This window comes from Ideonella alba (assembly GCF_018069875.1).
GTDB lineage: Bacteria > Pseudomonadota > Gammaproteobacteria > Burkholderiales > Burkholderiaceae_C > Ideonella > Ideonella alba.
In genome coordinates, this window is record NZ_JAGQDF010000004.1 from 436,620 (window position 1) to 459,163 (window position 22,544).

Genomic DNA, 22,544 nt, shown 5'->3' on the forward strand with positions numbered 1-22,544 from the left:
CTCAGGCCGCCTCAGGCCGCTTCGGGCGGGCCCAGATGCCGCCGCAGCATGCGGCCCAGGGCCTCGGCGGTGACGGGCTTGGGCAGGTAGTCGTCCATGCCGGCGGCCTCGCAGCGGTCGCGGTCCTCGGCCAGCGCATGCGCGGTCAGCGCGATGATCGGCACACGGGCCCTCGGAGAGTCAGTGGTCCGGATCCGGCGCGTGGCCTCGTAGCCGTCCATCACCGGCATCTGGCAGTCCATCAGCACCAGATCGACGGCCTGGGACTGCACTGCGGCCACCGCCTGCGCGCCATCACTGGCCAGCACCACCGACATGCCCATGCGCTCCAGCATGGCCTGGACCACCATGCAGTTCACGGCGTTGTCTTCCACCACCAGAACGCGCGCGGGGCGCGGGGCGCTGGCGTCGGCGCCCCCTGCGGGGTCTGCGACCGCGGCGGCCTCGCCTGCGGGGCGCTCGGCCCGCGCCAGCGGCACCTCGAACCAGAACCGGCTGCCCTGGCCGGGCTGGCTCTCGGCATGGATCGTGCCGCCCATCAGCACCACCAGGTGCCGGCAGATCACCAGGCCCAGGCCGCTGCCGCCGAAGCGGCGGGTGGTGGAGCTGTCGGCCTGCGAGAAGCGCTGGAACAGCTGGCCCAGCTGCTCGGGCGTCATGCCGATCCCGGTGTCCTGGACAGACACCTGCAGCCAGGGTCGGGCGTCCCCGTCCGGCGGGGCCACGGTGCAAGCGCGCAGCGTCACCGTGCCCGACGGCGTGAACTTGAGCGCATTGCCCAGCAGGTTGGTCATGACCTGGCGCAGCCGGGTGGGGTCGCCGCTGACCGGGGGCAAGGCCGACAGCGACAGCTCGGTCAGCACCGTCACCCCGCGCGCCTGCCCCAGCTCGCGGTAGATCGCAGCGACGCTGCTCAACAGCAGCGCCGGATCGAAGTCGACCCGCTCCAGCGCCACCTTGCCCTCTTCGATCTTCGACAGGTCGAGGATGTCGCCCAGCAACTCGTGCAGCGCGTTGGCGGCACTGGAGATGGCCTGCACATAGCGCGTCTGCTCGGCGTTCAGCGGCGTGTCGCGCAGCAGCTCGGACATGCCGAGGATGCCGTTCATCGGCGTGCGGATCTCGTGGCTCATGTTGGCCAGGAAGCGGCTCTTGGCCTGGCTGGCCTCGACCGCGATCTGCCGCGCCTGCTCGCGTTCGGCCGCCACCGACGCGGCCTCCAGACGCAGGCGTGTCATCTCGGTCCAGTCGCGGCAGCTGCGCCAGCTTTCCTGCGTCAGCACCACGCCATAGATCAGCACGCTGGCCACGACGATCCAGGCGTCCGAGTGGCCGGACCACAGCGCCTGCAGGACCACCGGCAGCAGCATGATCACGAAGTTCATGATGGCCGTGCGCAGGCTGCTGACCAGCAGGAACACGCCGACCGCGGTGATGCACAGCACACTGGCGAACAGCAGGGTGCCCAGCAGCGTGTCATGCACGGCCGGCACGAAGACCAGCGAGATCACGGCCCAGCACAGGTTGTCCAGCGTGATCAGCACGTCGAAGCGGGTCTGCCAGTAGCGCAGGCGCAGCGCCCGGTCCGGGTCTTTCTCGAAGCGGCCGGTGTCCAGGGCCCGCACGGCGCTGATCAGCAGCCGCCACGCCAGCCAGCCCAGCACCCAGGCGTCCTCGACCCGACCCCACATCGCCCAGGCCACCACCATGCCGAACACCGCGGCGCCGAGTTGGGGCTGGGGCGCCAGGCGGTAGATGGCGCTCACACGCTCCAGCGCGATCTGCTGGTCAATGGAGGGTGCTGAGCCTGGGTCAGTCGGCGGCTGGGGGTACTGCATGGGATCGGGACCCGTCACCACGGGCGTCGATGAACACCGGACACCTCGCGACGGCGTGGCTCAAAGGTATATCGGCCCGCCAGCGGTGTGCTTGATGAATACCCAGGGGCGGATCGATACACTCGGGCCGATGCCTGTGGCTCCCCCTCCCTCCACGCCGGACCCCTGGGCCCGCGCGATGCAGCGCCTGGCTGCGCAGCGGCCGCCGTCCACCCCCCTGCTGCGCCAGGCCGCCGAGCTGTTGCAGGCCAGCCGCGACGCACTGGTCGAGCCGCTGCTCGGACCGCACCTGGCGCGCCAGCCCGACGATGCCGACGCGCTGTACCTGCAGGCCCGCGCGCAGCTGCGCACCGGCCGGCCGGCGCAGGCAATCGCCTCGTTGCGCCGCTGCGTGGCCGCGCAGCCCGACTTCAGTGCCGCACGCTACAACCTGGCCAAGCTGCTGGACCAGCAGGGCTGGCCCGCCGAGGCCGAGCCCGAGTCGCGCCGGCTGCTGGCGGCCGAGCCCGACCACCCGCTCTTCGCCGAGCTGCAGGCCCACCTGCACCTGGCGCTGGGCGAGCACGACGCGGCGCTGGCGATCTACCAGCGCCTGGCCGATGCCCACCCGGCGCGCGCGCTGTCCTGGCTGGATCTGGGGCATGCGCTGCGCGCGCTGGGCCGGCGCGACGCGTGCGTGGCCGCCTACCGCCGCGCCTGCGGCCTGCGCCCTGCCCTGGGCGCCGCCTGGTGGGCGCTGGCCGACCTGCGCAACCACGCCTTCGACGCCACCGAGCTGGCGACCATGCAGCAGCAGCTGGCCCGCCCCGAGCTGCCCGCGCTCGAGCGCGCCGCGCTGCAGTACGCGCTGGCCAAGGCGCGCGAGGACGCGGGCGATGCCGAGGGCGCGTTCGCGCTGTATGCCCAGGGCGCGGCTGCGCTGCGCGCGCGCATCGACTACGACCCCGACACGCTGAGCCGCGGCGTGGCCCGCCAGCGCGCGGTCTTCACGCCCGCCTTCTTCGCCGAGCGCGCCGGCCACGGCTGCCTGGACGAGGCGCCGGTGTTCATCGTCAGCCGGCCGCGCTCGGGCTCGACGCTGGTCGAGCAGATCCTGGCCAGCCACCCGCAGGTCGAGGCCACGGCCGAGCTGCCCTACATCGGCGCCATCGCCGCCGAGCTGGCCGGCCGCAAGGACACCGCGCTGGGCACCGCCTGGCTGGAGGCGCTGGTCGCGCTGCCGCCCGAGCGGCTGCGCGGCCTGGGCGAGCGCTACCTGGCGCTGCTGCAGCGCCACCGCCACCTGGGCCGGCCGGTCGTCATCGACAAGAAGCCGGCCAATTTCTTCCACCTGGGCCTGATCCGGCTGATCCTGCCGCGCGCCCGCATCGTCGAGGTGCGCCGCGCGCCGGTGGCCAGCGCGCTGTCGATCTTCAGGTCCTTCAGCAGCAAGGGTCGGCTCAGCCTGGCCGAGCTGGGCCGCTACCACCGCGACTACCTGGCGCTGATGGACCACTTCCAGGCGGTGCTGCCCGGTGGCATCACGCGGCTGCACTACGAGGACCTGGTGGCCGACCCCGAGGGCCAGACGCGCCGCCTGCTGGACGCGCTGGACCTGCCCTTCGATGACGCCTGTCTGCGCTTCCACGAGAACCCGCGCGGCGTCACCACGCCCAGCTCCGAGCAGGTGCGCCGGCCGATCCACGGCGGCGCGCTCGAACAGTGGCGCGCCTTCGAGCCCTGGCTGGGGCCGCTGCTCGACGCGCTGGGCCCCCACGCGCCCACCCGCGGCGACTGATCAGGGCGCGCGCACCGTCACCCCGTCGGTGGCCAGCGCGGCGCGCAGCGTCTGCGCAAAGTGCAGCGCACCGGGCTGGTCGCCGTGCAGGCACAGGGTGTCGGCGCGCAGCGCCACCAGTGCGCCGCTGCGCGCCCGCACCTGGCCCTGCAGCATCAGCCGCACCTGGGCCAGCGCGGCGTCGGCGTTCTCGATCATCGCGCCGGGCGTGCCGCGCGCGGCCAGGCGGCCGTCGTCCTCATAGGCGCGGTCGGCAAACACCTCCTCGGCCACGCGCAGACCGCGGGCGCGGGCGGCGTCCACCATCGCGCTGCCGGCCAGGCCGTAGAAGACCAGCGAGGGGTCCAGGTCGTGCACCGCCTGGGCCAGCGCGTCGGCCAGCGCGCGGTCGCGGGCGGCCATGTTGTAGAGCGCGCCGTGCGGCTTGACGTGGTGCAGCCGGCCGCCGGCGGCGCGGGCGAAGGCGGCCAGCGCGCCGGCCTGGTACAGCGTCATCGCGTAGGCGTCCGCCGGACTCACCTTCATCTCGCGCCGGCCGAAGCCCACCAGGTCGGGCAGGCCCGGGTGGGCGCCCACCGCCACGCCGCGCTGCACCGCGGCCGCCACCACGCGGCGCATCGTGGCGGGGTCGCCCGCATGGAAGCCGCAGGCGATGTTGGCCGAGCTGACATGGTCCAGCAGCGCCAGGTCGTCGCCCATCGTCCAGGCGCCGAAGCCTTCGCCCATGTCGCAGTTCAGGTCGAGTGTGCTCACGGTGTCTCCAGCAGGGCCAGGCGCAGCAGCGCCAGGTGGCGTTCACGGTCTTCCAGCAGGGCCTGGGCGCGGTCGGCGCTGATCAGCTCGAAGCGCAGCCGCTGGCCCGGTGCCATCTGCGCCAGCAGCGGCAGGTCCACCGCGGCGACATGGGCGATCTTGGGGTAGCCGCCGGTGCTCTGGCGCTCGGCCATCAGCACGATCGGCTGGCCGTCGGGCGGCACCTGCACGGTGCCGAAGGCCACGCCCTCGCTGAGCAGCTCGCCCAGCGCCGGCGCGCCCAGCGCCGGGCCTTGAAGACGGTAGCCCATGCGGTCGGACTGCGGCCCGACGCGCCAGGCGGTGGCGCCGAAGGCGCGGCGCACGTCCGCGGGAAAGGCCGCCCAGTGCTCGCCGGGAACCACCAGCACGGGCTCGATGCGGTCGGCGTCAGGCAGCGTGGGGCTGGTGTCCGCCAGGGCCGTGATCGATGACGGCGCGGTGCCCGCCGGCCCCAGCGGCAGCCGATCGCCGGCCTGCAGCGCGCGCCCCTGCCAGCCGCCGAAGCCGCCGCGCACATAGGTGCTGCGGCTGCCCAGCACCGGCGGCACGTCGAAGCCGCCCTGCACCGCCAGGTAGGCGCGCAGGCCGGCGCGGGCGCGACCACAGGCCAGCTCGGCGCCGGCCGGCACGGGCAGGCGCTGACCGGCAGGGACGCTCTGGCCATCCAGCGTCAGCGGCAGCTCGGCGCCGACCAGGGCGATGCAGGCGGCGCGCGCAAAGCGCAGGCGCGGGCCCTGCAGCAGGATCTCCAGCGTGGCCTCGTCGTCGGCATTGCCCACCAGCAGATTGGCCACGCGGTGGCTCCAGCCGTCCATCGCACCGCCCACCGGCACGCCGTCGGCCTGCCAGCCCCAGCGGCCGCTGTCCTGCAGCTGCGTCTGCAAGCCGGGGTGCAGCACCTCGATCATGCGCGCTCCTGGGCCCACAGCGCCGCGAAGCGCTCGGCGTCGATCGGCTCGAAGCGCAGCCGGTCGCCCGGGCGCAGCCGGCTGGGCGGTGTGGCAGCGGGGTCAAAAAGGCGCAGCGGCGTGCGGCCGATCAGGTTCCAGCCGCCGGGGGTTTCCAGCGGGTAGATGCAGGTCTGCTCGCGGGCGATCGCCACCGAGCCCGGCGGGATGCGGGTGCGCGGCGTGGCGCGGCGCGCGGTGCGCAGCGCGGTGTCCAGGCCGGTGATGAACGGAAAGCCCGGCGCGAAGCCCAGCAGGCACACCACATGCGGCGAGGCCAGGTGGCGGCGCACCACCTCGTCCTCGCTCAGGCCGCAGTGCGCGGCCACCGCGGGCAGGTCGGGACCGGCCTCGCCGCCGTAGCACACGGGCACCACCACCTCGCGCGCGGCGACCGCCGCACGGCGGCGCGGACGGCGCAGCAGCGCCTGCACCTGGGCAGCCAGGCGCTGCCAGGGCGGCTGCAGATCGTCGGGCTCGCCCGCCACCGCCTCGGGGCGGTAGTGCAGCGTGAGCGTGGTGTAGGCGGGCACCACTTCGCGCAGGCCGGCGGGCGGCGCCTCACGCAGCGTGCGGGCCGCCGCCTGCACACGGGCCACGGTGGCCGCGTCGGGCTCGCTGCCCAGGCGCACGCGCAGCGCGCTGTCGCCCAGCGGCTCGATGCTTGGTGCTTCGCGCATCAACCCATCGCCGCCGGCAGCACCAGCACGATCTGCGGGAACATGGTGATCAGCGCGGTGGCCGCCACCAGCAGGAAGAAGAAGGGCAGGGCCATGCGCGCCAGCGTGAACAGCTGCAGCCCGGTGATGCCCTGGATCACGAACAGGTTGAAGCCCACCGGCGGCGTGATCTGCGCCATCTCCACCACCAGCACCAGGTAGATGCCGAACCACAGCGGATCGATGCCCGCGGCCTGCACCGCAGGCATCAGCACCGCGGTGGTCAGCACGACGATCGAGATGCCGTCCAGAAAGCAGCCCAGCAGCACGAAGAAGGCGGTCAGCACGGTCAGCAGCTGCCAGGGCGCCAGGCCCAGGCCAGTGATCCAGCCAGCCACCGTGGCCGGCAGGCCGGTGAAGCTCATCGCGCTGGTCAGGAAGGCCGCGCCCATCAGGATGAAGCCGATCATGCAGGAGGTGCGTACCGCGCCCATCAGGCTGGCCGCCAGCGAGGCGCGCGTCAGCGAGCCGCCCACCGCGGCAATCGCCAGTGCGCCCACCACGCCCACCGCCGCCGCTTCGGTGGCGGTGGCGATGCCGGCGTAGATCGAGCCGATCACCGCGATGATGAGCACCGTCACCGGCGCCAGCAGGCGCAGGCGCTTGAAGCGCTCGACCATGGGCACCGACTCGCCCTCCTCGGGCACACGGTCCGGGTGGCGCCAGGCCCAGAAGGCGATGTAGCCGGAGAACAGGGCCATCAGCATCAGCCCCGGCAGCACGCCGGCGGTGAACAGCTTGACGATCGACACCTGCGCCGCCACGCCATAGACGATCATCACGATCGACGGCGGGATCAGCAGGCCCAGCGTGCCGGCGCCGGCCAGCGAGCCCACCGCGATGGCCTCGTCATAGCCACGCGACTTCAGCTCGGGCAGGGTGATCTTGCCGATCGTGGCCGCGGTGGCCGCCGACGAGCCGCTGACCGCGGCGAAGATGCCGCAGCCGATCACGTTGACATGCAGCAGCCGCCCCGGCAGCCCGCGCACCCAGGGGCCCAGGCCGGCGAACATGTCCTCGGCCAGCCGGGTGCGGTAGAGGATCTCGCCCATCCAGATGAACAGCGGCAGCGCGGTCAGCGCCCAGCTGGCGGTGGCGCTCCACACCGTGGTGGCGAACAGCAGCCCCGGCGGCGTGGAGGTGAACAGCAGCAGCCCCACCAGGCCGCAGCCCAGCAGCGCCAGCGCCACCCACAGGCCCAGGCCCAGGGCGATGAAGAGGACCACCATCAGGATGGCGGCCTGGCTCAGTTCGGTCATGCAGCGCTCCTGCTCATTCGGTGCGGGCGGCTTCGCCGCCCTCGCCCAGGTCCTGGCCGCTCAGGCAGCGCCACAGGCGCTCGCCCAGCAGCGCAGCCAGCAGCGCCAGGCCGATCGGCATGGGCAGCTGCGGGATCCACATCGGCACCCGCAGCACGCCCTGCGCCACCTCGTCGTAGCGCCACGAGTCGAACACGAAGACGCCGGTCTGCCACGCGGCCCAGGCGGCCAGCGCCAGACCCAGCGCGGTGGCCAGGGTCTCGACGGCGCGCGCCGTGCCGCCGCTCAGGCGGCCCAGGATCAGCGTGACGCGGATGTGCTCGCCATGGTGCAGCGCATAGGGCAGGGCCAGGAAGGCCGAGGCGGCCATGGCCCAGGCGGCGAAGTCGTCGGCCGCCGGCACCTGGGTGCCGGCCAGCCGGGCGACGATCTGCGCCAGGATCACCACGGCGATCGCGACCATCGCCACGGCGGCGCCCACGCCAGCCGCGGTGGCCAGTCGGTGCAGCAGCTTCATCGCGGGCTCAGCGGCGGAAGGCGTCGAGCACGGCCGCGCCCTCGGCGCCGGCCTTCTTCAGCCACTCGTCGGCCATGGTCTGGCCGATCTTGGTCAGCTCCCCGGCGATGGCCGGCGGCACTGGCTGCACCTTGACGCCCTTGCTGGCCAGCGTCTGGGTGAGCGCGCCGGTGCGCTCGCGGGCGGTCTGCCAGCCGCGCGCCTCGGCCTTCTTCGCGGCGGCCATCACGGCGGCCTGCTGGTCGGCCGGCAGGCCCTGCAGCGCGCGCTTGTTGGCGATGACGATGGCCTGCGGGATGAAGGCGTGGGCGTCGTAGTAGTGCTTGACGTAGTCCCAGGCCTGGGTGTCCACGCCGGTGGCGGGCGAGGTGATCATCATGTCGACCACGCCGGTGGAGAAGGCCTGCGGCACCTCGGCGGTCTGGATGGTGGTGGGCACCGCGCCCATCAGCGTGACCATGCGGGTGGTGGAGGCGCTGTAGGCGCGGAAGCGCACGCCCTTGAAGTCGGCCATGCTGCTCACCGGCTTCTCGGTGAAGATGCCTTGCGGCGGCCACGGCGCGCCGTACAGCAGCACCACGCCCTGCTTGTCCAGGCGGGCGGCGATCTGCTCGCGCGCGGCCTTCCAGAGCTTCTCGGAGGCGTCGAAGCTGGTGGCGACAAAGGGGATCGAGTCGATCTCGAACATCGGGTCCTCGTTGCCCAGCGCCGACATCAGCACCTCGCCCACCGGCACGATGCCGGCTTGCACGCCGCGCTTGACCTCAGGCCGCTTGAGCAGCACCGAGTTGGACTGCACCTTGAGCTCCAGCGCGCCGCCGGTGGCCGCCTTCACGTCCTCGGCGAACTGGCGCACGTTCTGCGTCAGGTAGTTGGCGTCGGGCTGCTCGGCCGACACATTCCAGCTGGTGGCGGCGGCGGCAGGCAGGGTGGCCAGCGCGGCGGCAGCCGCGGCGGTGGCGATCATCAGGCGACGGTTCATCGGCTTCCTCGTGGGGCAGGGTGGGTCGGGGCCTGCCTGGCGCGCCGCCGGCAGGATGGTCCGAACTGTCGGGCCACCGGGCCGGTGCTGTCCAACGAGAAATCTTTGCCGGGCGCGACCACTTTTTCTGATCGCGCCTGCGGGTTCTCCCGCGGTGCGGGCCTGTCAAGGAAACGCCGGGCCGCCCCCAAGTTTCCTTGTCCCCCACGGGGGGCGGGCTGGGCGCAGCCCGGCCCTGGGGGCGCTCAGAACGGGTAGTGACGCGGCGTGGTCTGCACGGTGATCCAGCGCAGCTCGGTGAACTCGGCGATGCCGGCCTTGCCGCCGAAGCGGCCGATGCCCGAGCCCTTGACGCCGCCAAAGGGCATCTGCGCCTCGTCATGCACCGTGGGCCCGTTGACGTGGCAGATGCCGCTGTCGATCTTGCGTGCCACGTTGAAGGCGCGCGCGATGTCGCGGCCGAACACTGCCGCCGACAGGCCGTACTCGTTGTCGTTGGCACAGGCGATCGCCTCGTCCACGCCCTTCACGCGCACGATGGCCTTGACCGGGCCGAAGGTCTCCTCGTGGTAGATGCGCATGGCCGGCGTCACGTGGTCCAGCAGCGTGGCGGGCATCAGCGTGGTCTCGGCCTTGCCGCCGCAGACCAGCTTGGCCCCCTTGGCCAGCGCGTCGTCGATCAGCGCATTGCAGTGCTGCACCGTGCCCATGCCGATCACCGAGCCCAGCACCACCGGGGCGGGCTGGCGCGGGTCGCCCAGCGGCAGGCTGGCGGCCTTGGCGGCGAACTTGCGCACGAACTCGTCGGCCACGGTCTGGTCGACGATCAGGCGCTCGGTGCTCATGCAGATCTGGCCCGAGTTGGCGAAGCAGCCGAAGGCGGCGCCGTTGACCGCGTCGTCCAGGTCGGCATCGTCCAGCACCAGCAGCGGCGCCTTGCCACCCAGCTCCAGCACCACCGGCTTGAGGTACTTCGCACAGGTGGCGGCGATGATCCTGCCCACCTTGGTCGAGCCGGTGAAGTTGACGCGCCGCACCGCCGGGTGCGCCACCATCGCCTCGACCACCGCGCCGGCATCGGCCGGGGCGTTGGTCAGGTAGTTCACCACGCCGGGCGGGAAGCCCGCGTCCTGGAAGGCCTCGACGATCAGCGCATGGGTGCGCGGGCAGTTCTCGCTGCCCTTGAGGATGACGGTGTTGCCGCAGGCCAGCGGCGTGGCGATCGCGCGCACGCCCAGGATGATCGGCGCGTTCCACGGTGCAATGCCCAGCACCACGCCAGCGGGCTGGCGCACGCCCATCGCCAGGCTGCCGGGCACGTCGGAGGGGATGACCTCGCCGGCCACCTGGGTGGTCAGCGCGGCGGCCTCGCGGATCATGCCGGCGGCCAGCATCACGTTGAAGCCGGCCCACATGCCGGTGGCGCCGGTCTCGGCGGGCACGGCCTCGATGAACTGCGGGGTCTTGGCCTCCAGCGCGTCGGCGGCCTTGAGCAGCAGCGCGCGGCGCTCGCCAGGGCCGGTCTCGGACCAGCTGCGGAAGGCCTCGGCGGCGGCTTCGACCGCCATCACCGCGTCGGTGGGGCTGGCCGCCGGCGCACGGGTGGCGACGGTGCCGTCCAGCGGGTTGCGCCGCTCGAAGGTGGCGCCGCGTTCGGCGGTGACCTTCAGGCCGTTGATGAGCATCGACAGATCGGACATGGGGACTCTCCTGCAGGGTCAGGCCGCGACGGGGCGCATCGCGCGATGCGCCGCCTCGCTGGCGGAATGGGTGTCGCCGGCGGCGGCGCCCAGGTAGGCCTCGCGCACGACGCTGGAGCGGGCCAGCAGCGCCGCGGGTCCGCGGGCCACCAGCGCGCCGCGCTCCAGCACATAGCCGCGGTCGGCCACGGCCAGCGCCTTCTTGACGTTCTGCTCGACCATCAGCACCGTGGTGCCGGCGTCGGCGATGCGGCGGGCGATGGCCAGCAGCTCATCCACCATCTTCGGCGCCAGGCCCAGCGAGGGCTCGTCGAGCATCAGCAGGCGCGGCGCGCTCATCATCGCGCGGGCCACCGCCACCATCTGCTGTTCGCCGCCGCTCATCGTGCCGGCCAGCTGGTCGGCGCGCTCGCGCAGCTTGGGAAAATCATGGAAGGCCTGCGCCAGGCGGCGCTCGCGCTCGTCACGCCCCAGCAGCCAGCCGCCCAGCTCCAGGTTCTCGCGCACGGTCATCTGCGGGAACAGCTGGCGGCCCTCGGCCACCAGGGCCACGCCGGCGCGGACGATCTGGTCGGTCTTCTCGGGCAGGTCCTCGCCGTCCAGCGTGATCCAGCCCTGGCGGCCGATCAGGCCATTGATCGCCTTGAGCAGCGTGGTCTTGCCGGCGCCGTTGGGGCCCAGCACCACGGTCAGGCCGGGCCGCACCTCCAATGACAGATCGCGCAGCACCAGGAAGGCGCCGTAGCCGGCCGACAGGCCCTGCACCTTCAGGTGCGCGCGGCCGCTGCCGCCGAGCTGGAAGGGGGTGTCGCGGTACCACATCATGCGGCGGCTCCCGAGCCGGCATCGGCCATCTCGTCACCCAGGTAGGCCTCGACCACCTCGGGGTGGCGCACCACCTCGGCCGGCGCGCCGTCGGCGATCTTGCGGCCCTGGTGCAGCACGATCACCCGCTCGACATGGCGCAGCAGCGTGGTCACCGCATGCTCGATCCAGACCACGGTCAGGTCCAGCTCGTCGCGCAGGCGGCGGATCAGCCGCGCCATCTGTTCCACCTCGGCCTCGGTCAGGCCGGCCGCCACCTCGTCGAGCAGCAGCACGCGCGGCCGCGTGGCCAGCGCCATGCCGATCTCCAGCAGGCGCTGCTGCGAGGGCGTGATCGCCGCCGCCGGCAGCGCCGCCAGCTGCGGCAGGCCGATCAGCGCCAGGATGCTCTCGGGCGTGCGCAGCGACCAGGGCACGTCGCGCTCCTCGCCCCACAGCCAGAAGCGGCGTGGACGGCGGCCGGCGAAGCGCAGGCCGAAGGCGATGTTGTCGCGCACCGTCATCTCGGCGAAGACGCGCGGCGTCTGGAAGGTGCGCGCCACGCCGCGGGCGGCGAAGCGCTCGGCGCGGCGGCCGGTCAGGCGCTGGCCGCGCGCCAGGATTTCGCCGCTGGTGGGTGCGGTGACGCCCGACAGCGCATTGAAGAAGGTGGTCTTGCCGGCGCCGTTGGGGCCGATGATGCCCACCAGCTCGCCCGCCGCAAAGCAGGCGTCCACCGCATCGACCGCGGTCAGACCGCCAAAGCGCACGCTGACGCCGCGGGCTTCGAGCAGCGGGGCGCTGGTGTCAGACGGCACGACGGCGCTCCTTCAGGCGTTGCTCGTCGCGGGCCTGGTCGCCGCTCCATTCGTAGCGCCGGGCGGTCCACCAGGTCCTCATCGCCGTGCCCCAGCCGCGCAGCGAGCCCCAGCGCAGCGAGGCCAGGCCGCCGGGCAGGTACAGCACGCACAGGATCAGCAGCGCGCCCAGCGCCATCATGTAGAGCTGCGGCAACTGCAGGCGCAGCGTCTCGGCCAGCAGGCTGAAGACGATGGCCGCCAGCAGCGGGCCCCACAGCGTGGTGGCGCCGCCGATCAGCGCGATCAGCACGGTCTGGAAGCCGATGAAGGGGTTGAACACCGTGACCGGGTCGATGTAGGTCCAGCGCACCGCCATCGCCGCGCCCACCGCGCCGGCAAAGGCCGCGGTCAGCGCAAAGCCCAGCGTCTTGACCCAGCGCGTGGGCACGCCCAGGGACTGGGCGCGCACCTCGTCGGCGCCAATGCCCGCCAGCGCCAGGCCGAAGCGGGTGCGCCGCACGACGATGCTGGTGGCCAGCGCCAGCACCGCCAGCGCCAGCACCGTCAGGTAGACCACGCCGTCCTCGGGCACCACGGTGAGCACGCGGCCGACGGTGCCGGTGACCTGCTTTTCCCAATAGGTGACGGCGTGGCGGATCAGCTCGGTCATGCCGAAGGTCAGCATCGCGAAGTAGGTGCCGCGCAGGTGCAGCACCGCCAGCCCCATCACCACCGCCAGCGCAGCCGCCACCGCCGCGCCCAGCACGATGCTGCCCACCCAGCCGATCGTCTCCAGGCCCAGCGCGCTGACATAGGCGCCCACGCCGAAGAAGGCCGAGGTGGCCAGGCTGAGGTAGCGGGTGGCGCCGCAGAACAGCGCCCAGGTCGAAGACAGCACCACGTACATCAGGCAGGTCAGCGCCATCGACACCACGAAGGGGCTGCCGTAGTGGGGCACGGCCAGCGCCCAGCCGGCCAGGCCGAAGAGCACCAGCAGGTCGCGCGTGAGCAGGTCGCGGGGGGTCATCGCGTCAGAGGCTGAGAGTTTTTCGATCGTGCCCGACAGGTGCCTGCAAACGCCTCCGATTGAGGCGCAAAGCACAGCCATAGCTCGGGCTATGGCGCGCATTTGCAACGATGAGCGGGGGCGTTTTCAGGTGCAGGGCGGGCATGAGTGAAAGACTCTCAGCCTCTCAGGTCTTCAGGGCGCGGCCGAACAGGCCCTGGGGCCGCGTCAGCAGCACCAGGATGAACACGCTGTAGGACAGCAGCGACTTCAGCGAGGGGCTGGTGAAGTGCATGCCCAGCGCCTCGACCACGCCCAGCAGCAGGCCGCCGGCCAGCGCGCCGCCCATGTGGCCGAAGCCGCCCAGCGTGATGACGATCAGCGCGGTGACGCTGTAGGGCTCGCCCATCGCCGGCGCGATCGTGTAGGTCATCGACAGCAGGCAGCCCGCCACGCCCGCCAGGCCCAGGCCCAGGCCGAACATCAGCGGGTGCAGCCGCTCGGTGCGGATGCCCACCAGCCGCGCGCCCACCGGCGACTGCATCAGCGCGCGCACCCCCTTGCCCAGCAGCGTGCGCTGCAGCCAGACGATCAGCGCCACCGCGACCGCCAGCGCCAGCGCCGCCACCAGCAGCTTGTTGGCGGCGAACTGCGCGCCGCCCAGGCTGACCGGCGAGGTCAGGTAGTCGTAGCCGCGCAGGTCGGCGCCCCAGACCAGCGAGGCGAAGTTCTGCACCAGGAACATCAGGCCGAAGGCCACCATCAGGCCGCGCGCCTCGAAGACATCGAGGTTGGGCGAGGTGGCGGTCAGCCGCTGGAAGGCCAGCCGGTGGATCAGCAGGCCCAGCGCCGCCAGCAGCACGAAGCTGACCGGGATCATCAGCAGCGGCGACACGCCCCAGCCGGTGTGCGCCGCCCAGGTGGCGTAGGCGCCCAGCATCAGGAACTCGCCGTGGGCGATGTTGAGGATGCGCATCAGCCCGTACTGCAGGTTCAGGCCCAGGGCCACCAGCGCGTAGATCGCGCCGGTGATCAGCCCCGAGGCCAGCAGCTCGAACCAGCTCTGCAGCGACACGGCGCCCTGGCTCCCTTACTTCCAGGCCGGCTTGTTGGCGTTGAGCGGCGCGGTGGCCACGGCCCTGGGCCAGACCACCTCGAACTCGCCGTTCTGCCACTGGCCCACCGTGCCCGGCGTGGCCACGTTCTCACTGCCATCGAAGCGCACCTTGCCGATGATGGTGCTGTGCTCGGTGCGCGCCACGTAGTCGCGGATCGCCTTGCGGTCCAGCCCCACCTTGGCCACGGCGGCGCTGAGGATCTCCAGCCCGGCCCAGCAGTGGCCGCTGGCCCAGCGGTCGGGCTCCTTGCCGTTGAACTTCTTGGTGTGGGCGTCGAAGTAGGCCTTGGCGCCCGGGCTGGTCTTGGCGTTCCACGAGCCCATGCCCAGCACGCCCTCGGCCCCGGCCGGCGTGATGACGTTCTTGTAGAGCTGGAAGGCGGTGCCCACCGAGGCGTAGAAGAACTTCGGGTTGAAGCCGATCTCCTTGGCCTGCTTGCTGGCCAGGATGGTGTCGGGCGGGTAGGTGAAGCCCACGAAGGCGTCGGGGTTCTTGTCCTTGATGCTGCGCAGCACCGGGCTGAGGTCCTTGACGCCGCCGGGGTAGCTCTTGTCCTCGACCATGCTGATGCCCGAGCCCTGCAGCGCCACCTTCAGCGCGGCGTAGTTCTCCAGGCCGAACAGGTCGTCCACGTAGATCACCGCCAGCGTCTTCACGCCGTTGGCCTTGAGCATGTCGACCAGCGCGCCGGTCATGGGCGCGGGCTGCTGCAGCAGCAGGAAGAAGTAGGGCAGCCGCATCTCCACCAGGCGCCGCGACAGCGCGGTGGGCGCCAGGAAGGGGTAGCCGTAGCGGTTGGCCAGCGGCGCCACCGCGAAGTTGGCGTTGCTGCCCCAGGGCGGCAGCACCAGGTCGACCTTGTCGCTGGCCATCAGCTTCTCGTAGGTGCGCACGCAGGTTTCCACCTCGGAGCGGTCGTCGCTGCTGACCAGCTCGATCGGGCGGCGCACGCCCTTGACGTCCAGGCCGCCGGCGGCATTGACCTGCTCGGCCCACAGCAGGTAGTTGGGCTCCTGGCTGACCTGGGCACCACCGGCCCAGGGGCCGGTGCGGGCGATCGCGTAACCGATGCGCACCGGCGGCGCGCTGCCTTGCGCCAGCGCCGGCAGCGCCAGGCTGGCGCCAGCGGCGGCCAGGCCCTGGGCGGCCTGGCGGCGGGTGAGTCCACGGGTCGGGCGGGCGGTCGGATCGGCCATGGCAGTGTCTCCGTTGGGGATGGCGTGGGAGCGGATTGTTGGAACTTGCGGCCGGGCCGGCTTGCCTGTGGGTGCACGCGCACTTGCCGATGCGTGCAGGCCGGCCTGGGGCTTTCCCGGGGCTATCGCCGCCATCGGCGAAATCCATCCCCGCCGGCGGCCCGGATGCCTATGATCCGCGGACCATGCCCGCCGCCCCTGCGCTCGCTGCCGCCCAGGTGATGACGACCGACGAGGTCGCGCTGCGCGAGCGCGTGCCCTTCTGGCAGGACTGGATCCGCCGCGTCTTCTGCGGGCTGGAGTCGGATGTCTACGGCGACAGCGTGATCGACGCCCGCCTGGCCAGCGCCCAGGCCGGTCCGGTGGTGCTGACCCGGCTGGAGGCCGGCCGCCACCGGGTGATGCGCGATGCCCGCATCGTGCGCAGCAACGACAGCGGCTTTCTCAAGATCGTCGCGCCGCAGAAGGGCCGTGCCGGCGTGGTGCAGCAGGGCCGCACCGCCTGGGTCGGCCCCGGCGAGTGGAGCATCTACGACACCACCGACACCTACGCGGTGGAAAACCCCGAGCGGGTGGAACACCTGATCGTCATGCTGCCCAAGGCCGATCTGGCCGAGCGCGGCCTGCCGCTGGCCGAGCTGGTGGCGCGCCCGATGAACGGCCGCGCCGGCGTGGGCCGGCTGGCGCTCGAGGCGATGCGCAGCGCCTACCAGGAGCTGCCGCAGCTGTCGCCCGACACCGCCCGCGGCGTGGGCGAAAGCATCACGCAGCTGGTCCACCTGGCGCTGCTGGACCTGGCCGGTCGCGGCACCGCGATCAGCCAGCGCGAGGCGCTGCGCGACCGCATCAAGCACCTGGTGGCGCGCCGCCTGGGCGATCCGCGGCTGGGCGTGGACGACATCGCCGGCTCGCTGCAGTGCAGCCGCCGCCAGCTCTACAACGCCTTCGCCGACGAGCCCGAGGGCGTGGCCGGCTACCTGCTGCGCGAGCGCCTGGAGGCGGTGCGCCGCGACCTGGCCGACCCGGCCCAGGTCAACCGCAGCATCACCGACATCGCCATGGACCGCGGCTTCAACAGCCTGGCCCATTTCAGCCGCGTGTTCGCCCAGCGCTACGGCGTGCCGCCCAGCGTCTACCGCCGCCTGGGCTATGGGCAGACGGTGATGGTGCGCTGAGAGGCCGAGGCTCAGGCGTCCAGGCGGCGCACCCAGTCGGGCCGCTGCTCGGCGCAGTAGCGCGCCACCACCTCGGCGGTCAGCAGCTGGGTGGCCCGCACGGCGGGTGGCGCCTCGCGCTCGCTGGTGGTGGTGATCGTCATCGCCGGCAGCGCCGGCCCCTCGCACAGGCGCAGCGCGCCGCTGTCCAGGTCGGGGCCGACGAAGACCGGCGGAATGGCGGCGATGCCGTAACCGTCGCGCACCAGCTGGATGATCGACTCCACCGAGGGGAAGTTGCAGATGCGCGGCTCGGTGCCGCGGTCGGCGAACAGCGCGCGCACATGGGCCTGCGGGCTGGAGGTGCGCGAGAAGGTCAGCAGCGGCACCCGCTCCAGTTGCGCCAGCGTCAGCGCTCCGCGCTGCGGCACCAGCTCGGGCCGGGCGATCCAGTGCAGCGCGAACTCGCACAGCGGCGTCACCCGGTGCTCGGTGCTGCCCACGGCCGGTGCGTAGGGGTCGTTCTGCACCATCAGGTCGAGCTTGCGGTGGCGCAGCGCCTCGTGCAGGTTCTTCGCGGTGTCCACCGTGATGTCCAGGTCGATCTGCGGGTGACGCTCGGCCAGCAGCCGCACCAGCGGCGACAGCCAGGTGCGCACCACCGACTCGATCGCCCCCAGCCGCACCCGGCCGGCCGGCGGCGCCTCGGGGCGGGTGCTGGCGCGCAGCTCGCGCTCCAGGTCCAGCATGCGCTGGGCCTGGCGCACCGCCTGCTCGCCGGCGGCGGTCAGGGTCAGGCGGCGCTGGCTGCGGTCGACCAGCTCCACCCCCAGGTCGTCCTCGAGGTTGGCGATGCGCTGCGAGATGGCCGCCTGGGTGGCGTTGAGCACCTGCGCGGTCTCGCGGAAGCTGCCGACGCGGGCGAGCACCACCAGGGTTTCGAGAAAGCGCGTGTTCATGACAGGAGCGTAGCAAGCCGCGGGCCTGTCGCGTCGGGGACGCGGGTGGGTCCGCATGGGCAAGCCGCGAACGATGGCCTAGATTGACCGGCACAGCCACCGGAGAAGCCCGATGATCATCCCCTCGCTCAAGGACCAGGTGTCCGCCACCGAATGGCAGGCCCGCGTGGACCTGGCCGCCGCCTACCGGCTGGTGGCGCTGTTCGGCTGGGACGACCTGGTCTACACCCACCTCTCGATGCGCGTGCCGGGCGAGGCCGATCACTTCCTGATCAACCCCTACGGCCTGTTCTTCGAGGAGATCACCGCCTCCAGCCTGATCAAGGTGGACCATGCCGGGCGGCCGCTGCAGGAGACGGCGTTTCCGGTCAACCCGGCCGGTTTCGTGATCCACAGCACCGTGCATGCGGCGCGACCCGAGGTGGCCTGCGTGATGCACACCCACACGCCGCACGGCGTGGCGGTGGCGGCCCAGGCCGAGGGCCTGCTGCCGCTGTCGCAGCAAAGCGGCTTCATCCTCAACGCGCTGGCCTACCACGACTACGAGGGCGTGGCCCTGCGCGACGCCGAGCGCCCGCGCCTGGCCGCCGACCTGGGCGGCGCGATGTGGATGATCCTGCGCAACCACGGCCTGCTGACCGTGGGCCGCAGCGTGGGCGAGGCCTTCCAGAACATGTACCTGCTGGAAATGGCCTGCCGCATCCAGATCCTGGCGCAGTCGGGCGGCGCGGCACTCACCCGGGTGGGCCAGCCCATCATCGCCGACATGCTGGCGCAGGCGCGCGAGGTCAGCGTGGGCCAGGGCGCCGACCTGGTCTGGCCGGGCCTGCGGCGCCGCCTGGACCGGCAGCTGCCCGGCTACGACAGCTGACCCGTCCGGATCAGGGCGCGGGTGCCAGCTGCGCCTCGATGAAGCCCTGGCAGGCGTCGGGGTCCAGCGGTTTGGCGAACAGGTAGCCCTGCACCAGGTCGCAGCCCAGGCCGCGCAGGTAGTCGAGCTGGGCGCGGGTCTCCACGCCCTCGGCCACCACCTCCAGGCCCAGGCTGTGGGCCAGCGTGATCGTGGCGGCGCAGATCGCGGCGTCGTTGGCGTCGTGCTCGATGTCCATGACGAAGCTGCGGTCGAGCTTCAGGCTGTTGAGCGGCAGCTGCTTCAGGTAGGCCAGCGAGGAGTAGCCGGTGCCGAAGTCGTCGATCGACAGGCCCACGCCCAGCTGGCGCAGCTGCTGCAGCTGGGCGATGGTGCGGCGCGGGTCGCGCATCGCGGTGCTTTCGGTGACCTCCAGCTCCAGCGCGCCGCCGGGCACGCCGTGCTGCACCAGCGCGTCGGCCACGGCCACGGCGAACAGCTCGTCGCGCAGTTGCTGGGCCGACACGTTGACCGCCACACGCAAGCTGGTGTGGCCCTGCGCGCGCCAGACCGCGAGCTGGCGCAGCGCCTCGTGCAGCACCCAGCGGCCGATGCTGGCGATCAGGCCGGTGTCTTCGGCGATCGGGATGAAGCGCACCGGCGACACCAGGCCCAGGCTGGGATGGCGCCAGCGCAGCAGCGCCTCGACGGTGACGGTGCGCAGGCCCCCGGCCTCGATCTGCGGCTGGTACTGCAGGAACAGCTCGTGGCGGTCGATCGCCACCCGCAGGCCCTGCTCCAGCGCCAGGCGTTCCTGGTTGTCCTGGTTCATGGCCGCGGTGTAGAAGTGCAGGCCATCGCGGCCGGCGGCCTTGGCGTGGTACATCGCGGCGTCGGCGCCCTTCATCAGCGCGTCCATGTCGTTGCCGTCGCTGGGGTACATGGCGATGCCGATGCTGGCCGAGGTGTGCAGCGCGTGACCTTCCACCGCCACCGGCTGGCGCAGCGCCTCCAGCACCTTCTGCGCCACCAGGGCGCTGGCGCGGGCGCCCTCGTCGCCCAGCTCGGTCAGCACCAGCACGAACTCGTCGCCGCCCAGGCGGGCCACGATGTCGCTGCCGCGCACCAGGGCCTGCAGGCGCTGGGCCACCTCCACCAGCATGGCGTCGCCCACATGGTGGCCCAGGCTGTCGTTGATGTCCTTGAAGCGGTCCAGGTCGATGAACAGCATCGCCAGCTCCGAGCCGGCGCGCTGCGCGGCCGCCAGGGCCTGCTCCAGCCGGCCGCGCAGCAGCACGCGGTTGGGCAGGCCGGTCAGGTGGTCGTGGTGGGCCAGGTGCAGGATGCGCTGCTCGGCGGCCTTGAGCTCGCTGAGGTCCATGGTCTGCGCGATGTGGTGGGTGATCGCGCCCTGGGCGTCGCGCACCACCGAGATCGACATCCACTTGGGCGACACGCGGCCGTCGCGGTGGCGGTCCAGCAGCTCGCCGCGCCACTGGCCCCGTTCGGTCAGCGAGGCCCACATCGCCTCGTACTCGTCGGGCCGGGTGTGGCCGGAGGCCAGCAGGCGCGGGTTGCGGCCCACCACTTCCTCGGGGGTGTAGCCGGTCTGCTGGACGAAGGCGGGGTTGACCTCGACGATGCTGTTGGTGGCGTCGGTGACGACGATGGCCTCACCGCTGTGCTCGAACACCGCCGTCAGCAGCCGGGCGCGCTGGCGTGCCTCCTCGCCACGGGCCAGGGCGCGCACCAGCATCAGGCCGGCACCGGACAGCAGCAGCAGGAAGCCCGCCACCAGCGCCAGCGTGGTGCGCAGCTCCCGGTGCCAGCCGGCCAGCGTGTCCTGATCGGCCAGGCCCACCAGCACCAGCAGCGGGGCGGCGCTCATGCGGCGAGCGGCGTAGGTGCGCGCCACACCGTCGGGTGTCTGACCGGTGTGGTAGTTGGCCACGCGCCAGTCGTTGCGCGCCATCAGCGCGCGCAACGCCGGCGACGCATTCTGCCGGCCGACCTGGCCCGACTCGCCACTCAGCGCCGGGTAGCGCACGATCTGGTGCAGGGCCGCGCTGCGCAGCACCACCACGCCGCCCGGCCCGGCGTCCACACGCGAGAGCAGCAGCGACAGGTGCGAGACCTGCATCGTCGCCAGCACCGCACCGGCGAGTTGCCCGTCCGGGCCGGTGATGCGCCGGCCAAAGGGCAGCACCCAGCCGTCGCCCACGAGGCTCAGCCGGGGCGCAGCCACCTGCAGGCCGGGGTGGGCGCTGTCGCGCAGGGATTGGAACCAGGGCTGGCCGGACTGGTCCAGATCAGCGGGCTGAACACCCAGACCGCCCGCCATGATGCGGCCGGCGGCGTCGACCAGGTAGACCCCGCTGAGGTCGGGCCGCTCCGCCTGCATGGCGTCGATCAGGCTGGCGGCCTCGGTCGGCTCGATCCGGCCGCGCAGCGCCAGCGAGGCCTCGACCGTGTGCGCCACGCCCTGCATCGACTGGTCGAGCTGGTTCAGGTGGGCCGCCAGGTAGGCATCGGTCAGCGTGGCCAGGTTCTCGCTGTGCGCCTCGGCCCGCGCCTGGTGCTGCAGCCGGCTCTGCCACAGGCCCATCACCGCCAGGCTGGCGATCATCGAAGCGAGCAGCGCCAGCGCCCCCCACACCACGGTGCGGGGGCGGCGGGCGAGCAGCTTGGAGAGAAGGGCGGTGGGGCGGGGCATGGGCGGGCCTCGGTCGGTTATCGGCGGCAGCGGGTGAAGCTTGAGCCGCCCCGTTGTGTCCCGGGCTGGGCGGCGCTAACCTGACACTTTCGTCACCGTCTCCCGGAACCCTCCCATGTCCTCAGGCAAGATCCTCGTCGCACAGGGCGGCGGCCCCACCGCCGTCATCAACCAGTCGCTCGTTGGCGTGGTGCTGGAAGCCCGGCGCCACCAAGGGGTGCAGCGGGTCTATGGCGCCGCCCATGGCGTACGGGGCATTGTCAACGAGGACTTCCTGGACCTGACCCAAGAGACCAGCCACAACCTGGAATTGGTGGCCGGCACGCCGGCGGCCGCGCTGGGCAGCACCCGCGACAAGCCCGACCTGGCCTACTGCCAGGAGATGTTCAAGGTGCTGCGGGCGCACCAGATCGAGCATTTCTTCAACATCGGCGGCAACGACAGCTCCGACACCATCCGCATCGTCGCCGAGGAAGCCGCCAAGGCCGGCTACCCGCTGCGCTGCATCCATATTCCCAAGACGATCGACAACGACCTGGTGCTCAACGACCACACGCCGGGCTTCCCCAGTGCGGCGCGCTTCGTGGCCCAGGCCTTTGCGGGCGCCAACCTGGACAACGCCGCGCTGCCGGGCGTGTATGTGGGCGTGGTGATGGGCCGCCACGCCGGCTTCCTGACCGCGGCTTCGGCGCTGGGCAAGAAGTTCCCCGATGACGGCCCGCACCTGATCTACGTGCCCGAGCGCACCTTCGAGATCCCGAAGTTCCTGGCCGACGTCAAGGCGGTGCACGACCGCTACGGCCGCTGCGTGGTGGCCGTCAGCGAGGGCATCCACGACGCCTCCGGCCAGCCCATCCTGGCCCAGCTGGCCAAGGACCTGGAGCGCGACGCCCACGGCAACGTGCAGCTCAGCGGCAGCGGCGCCCTGGCCGACCTGCTGTGCGAGGAGATCAAGCGCAACCTGGGCATCAAGCGGGTGCGCGGCGACACCTTCGGCTACCTGCAGCGCAGCTTTGTCGGCTGCGTGTCCGACGTGGACCAGCGCGAGGCCCGCGAGGTGGGCGAGAAGGCGGTGCAGTTCGCGATGTGGGGCGACCGCAATGGCTCGGTGGCGATCAAGCGCACCGGCTTCTACTCGGCCGACTACGAGCTGCTGCCGCTGGAAGCCGTGGCCGGCAAGACCCGCACGATGGAGGACGAATTCATCGCCCCCAGCGGCACCGACGTGACCGACGCCTTCCGCCTGTACCTGCGTCCGCTGCTGGGCTCCGGCATGCCGGATGCCTTCCGGCTGCGCCGGGCCAAGGTGCCGAAGATTCTGAAAGGCTGAATCCTGCCCACAGCGGCCGTAGGCCGCGATGGGCCATGCCTGCTGCAGTACGCCAACGGTGGATTCAGCCAAGGCCTGAG

General features: G+C 72.2%; 19 protein-coding genes. 4 read left to right on the forward strand and 15 right to left on the reverse strand.

All coding sequences use genetic code 11. From position 1 onward, the window contains the following. Positions 1–11: 11 nt before the first annotated feature. The gene (locus KAK07_RS25230; RefSeq protein ID WP_210857062.1) at positions 12–1,766 is read right to left on the reverse strand and encodes an ATP-binding protein; all 1,755 of its coding nucleotides are present in this window, start codon (positions 1,764–1,766) and stop codon (positions 12–14) included. A 202-nt stretch (positions 1,767–1,968) separates the two neighbouring features. On the opposite strand from KAK07_RS25230, the gene KAK07_RS09445 reads away from it, so the two are divergent. Next, complete coding sequence (locus tag KAK07_RS09445; RefSeq protein WP_210857061.1) at positions 1,969–3,615, forward strand: tetratricopeptide repeat-containing sulfotransferase family protein; 1,647 nt, start codon at positions 1,969–1,971, stop codon at positions 3,613–3,615. Here the strand turns inward: KAK07_RS09445 and KAK07_RS09450 are convergent, their stop codons facing one another. The 12 genes from KAK07_RS09450 to KAK07_RS09505 all read right to left on the reverse strand — a co-directional run bounded on the left by KAK07_RS09450 (position 3,616) and on the right by KAK07_RS09505 (position 15,458). Further along, positions 3,616–4,368, reverse strand: a complete 753-nt coding sequence (locus KAK07_RS09450; RefSeq protein ID WP_210857060.1) for a LamB/YcsF family protein — start codon at positions 4,366–4,368, stop codon at positions 3,616–3,618. Further along, positions 4,365–5,318 carry a 5-oxoprolinase subunit C family protein gene (locus KAK07_RS09455; RefSeq protein ID WP_210857059.1) on the reverse strand — a complete coding sequence of 318 codons (954 nt, stop codon included), beginning with the start codon at positions 5,316–5,318 and terminating at the stop codon, positions 4,365–4,367. Before KAK07_RS09455 ends, KAK07_RS09450 begins: the two co-directional genes overlap by 4 nt. Further along, positions 5,315–6,037 carry a 5-oxoprolinase subunit PxpB gene (pxpB, locus tag KAK07_RS09460; RefSeq protein ID WP_210860419.1) on the reverse strand — a complete coding sequence of 241 codons (723 nt, stop codon included), beginning with the start codon at positions 6,035–6,037 and terminating at the stop codon, positions 5,315–5,317. The genes KAK07_RS09455 and pxpB overlap by 4 nt, the downstream gene beginning before the upstream one ends. Further along, positions 6,037–7,335, reverse strand: coding sequence for a TRAP transporter large permease (locus KAK07_RS09465; RefSeq protein ID WP_210857057.1), 1,299 nt, complete (start codon positions 7,333–7,335; stop codon positions 6,037–6,039). The genes pxpB and KAK07_RS09465 overlap by 1 nt, the downstream gene beginning before the upstream one ends. Before the next feature lie 13 nt (positions 7,336–7,348). Beyond that, entirely contained in the window at positions 7,349–7,852 is a 504-nt protein-coding gene (locus tag KAK07_RS09470) for a TRAP transporter small permease (protein ID WP_210857056.1), read from the reverse strand. A 7-nt stretch (positions 7,853–7,859) separates the two neighbouring features. Continuing rightward, positions 7,860–8,834 (reverse strand): TRAP transporter substrate-binding protein, encoded by a 975-nt coding sequence (locus KAK07_RS09475; protein WP_210857055.1) that lies wholly within the window; start codon positions 8,832–8,834, stop codon positions 7,860–7,862. A gap of 245 nt (positions 8,835–9,079) precedes the next feature. Next, positions 9,080–10,534, reverse strand: coding sequence for an aldehyde dehydrogenase (locus tag KAK07_RS09480; RefSeq protein ID WP_210860420.1), 1,455 nt, complete (start codon positions 10,532–10,534; stop codon positions 9,080–9,082). 18 nt (positions 10,535–10,552) lie between these two features. After that, positions 10,553–11,359, reverse strand: a complete 807-nt coding sequence (locus KAK07_RS09485; RefSeq protein WP_210860421.1) for an ABC transporter ATP-binding protein — start codon at positions 11,357–11,359, stop codon at positions 10,553–10,555. Then, positions 11,356–12,156 (reverse strand): ABC transporter ATP-binding protein, encoded by an 801-nt coding sequence (locus tag KAK07_RS09490; RefSeq protein WP_310740714.1) that lies wholly within the window; start codon positions 12,154–12,156, stop codon positions 11,356–11,358. Before KAK07_RS09490 ends, KAK07_RS09485 begins: the two co-directional genes overlap by 4 nt. Continuing rightward, on the reverse strand, positions 12,146–13,165 hold the full coding sequence (locus KAK07_RS09495) for a branched-chain amino acid ABC transporter permease (RefSeq protein WP_210860422.1): 1,020 nt from the start codon (positions 13,163–13,165) through the stop codon (positions 12,146–12,148). The genes KAK07_RS09490 and KAK07_RS09495 overlap by 11 nt, the downstream gene beginning before the upstream one ends. A 166-nt stretch (positions 13,166–13,331) precedes the next feature. After that, a complete protein-coding gene (locus tag KAK07_RS09500) occupies positions 13,332–14,219 on the reverse strand; it encodes a branched-chain amino acid ABC transporter permease (protein ID WP_210860424.1) in 888 nt (295 codons plus the stop codon). A gap of 15 nt (positions 14,220–14,234) precedes the next feature. Then, a complete protein-coding gene (locus tag KAK07_RS09505; protein ID WP_210860425.1) occupies positions 14,235–15,458 on the reverse strand; it encodes an amino acid ABC transporter substrate-binding protein in 1,224 nt (407 codons plus the stop codon). A gap of 185 nt (positions 15,459–15,643) precedes the next feature. On the opposite strand from KAK07_RS09505, the gene KAK07_RS09510 reads away from it, so the two are divergent. Beyond that, complete coding sequence (locus tag KAK07_RS09510) at positions 15,644–16,633, forward strand: AraC-like ligand-binding domain-containing protein (RefSeq protein WP_247661374.1); 990 nt, start codon at positions 15,644–15,646, stop codon at positions 16,631–16,633. Positions 16,634–16,644: 11 nt separating this feature from the next. Here the strand turns inward: KAK07_RS09510 and KAK07_RS09515 are convergent, their stop codons facing one another. Further along, positions 16,645–17,571 carry a LysR family transcriptional regulator gene (locus tag KAK07_RS09515; protein WP_210860426.1) on the reverse strand — a complete coding sequence of 309 codons (927 nt, stop codon included), beginning with the start codon at positions 17,569–17,571 and terminating at the stop codon, positions 16,645–16,647. Positions 17,572–17,683: 112 nt separating this feature from the next. On the opposite strand from KAK07_RS09515, the gene KAK07_RS09520 reads away from it, so the two are divergent. Next, entirely contained in the window at positions 17,684–18,442 is a 759-nt protein-coding gene (locus tag KAK07_RS09520; RefSeq protein WP_210860428.1) for a class II aldolase/adducin family protein, read from the forward strand. 10 nt (positions 18,443–18,452) lie between these two features. Here the strand turns inward: KAK07_RS09520 and KAK07_RS09525 are convergent, their stop codons facing one another. After that, positions 18,453–21,134, reverse strand: coding sequence for a bifunctional diguanylate cyclase/phosphodiesterase (locus KAK07_RS09525; protein ID WP_210857047.1), 2,682 nt, complete (start codon positions 21,132–21,134; stop codon positions 18,453–18,455). 115 nt (positions 21,135–21,249) lie between these two features. Between KAK07_RS09525 and KAK07_RS09530 the strand changes: the two genes are divergently transcribed. Next, on the forward strand, positions 21,250–22,464 hold the full coding sequence (locus tag KAK07_RS09530) for a 6-phosphofructokinase (RefSeq protein WP_210857046.1): 1,215 nt from the start codon (positions 21,250–21,252) through the stop codon (positions 22,462–22,464). Positions 22,465–22,544 lie beyond the last annotated feature (80 nt).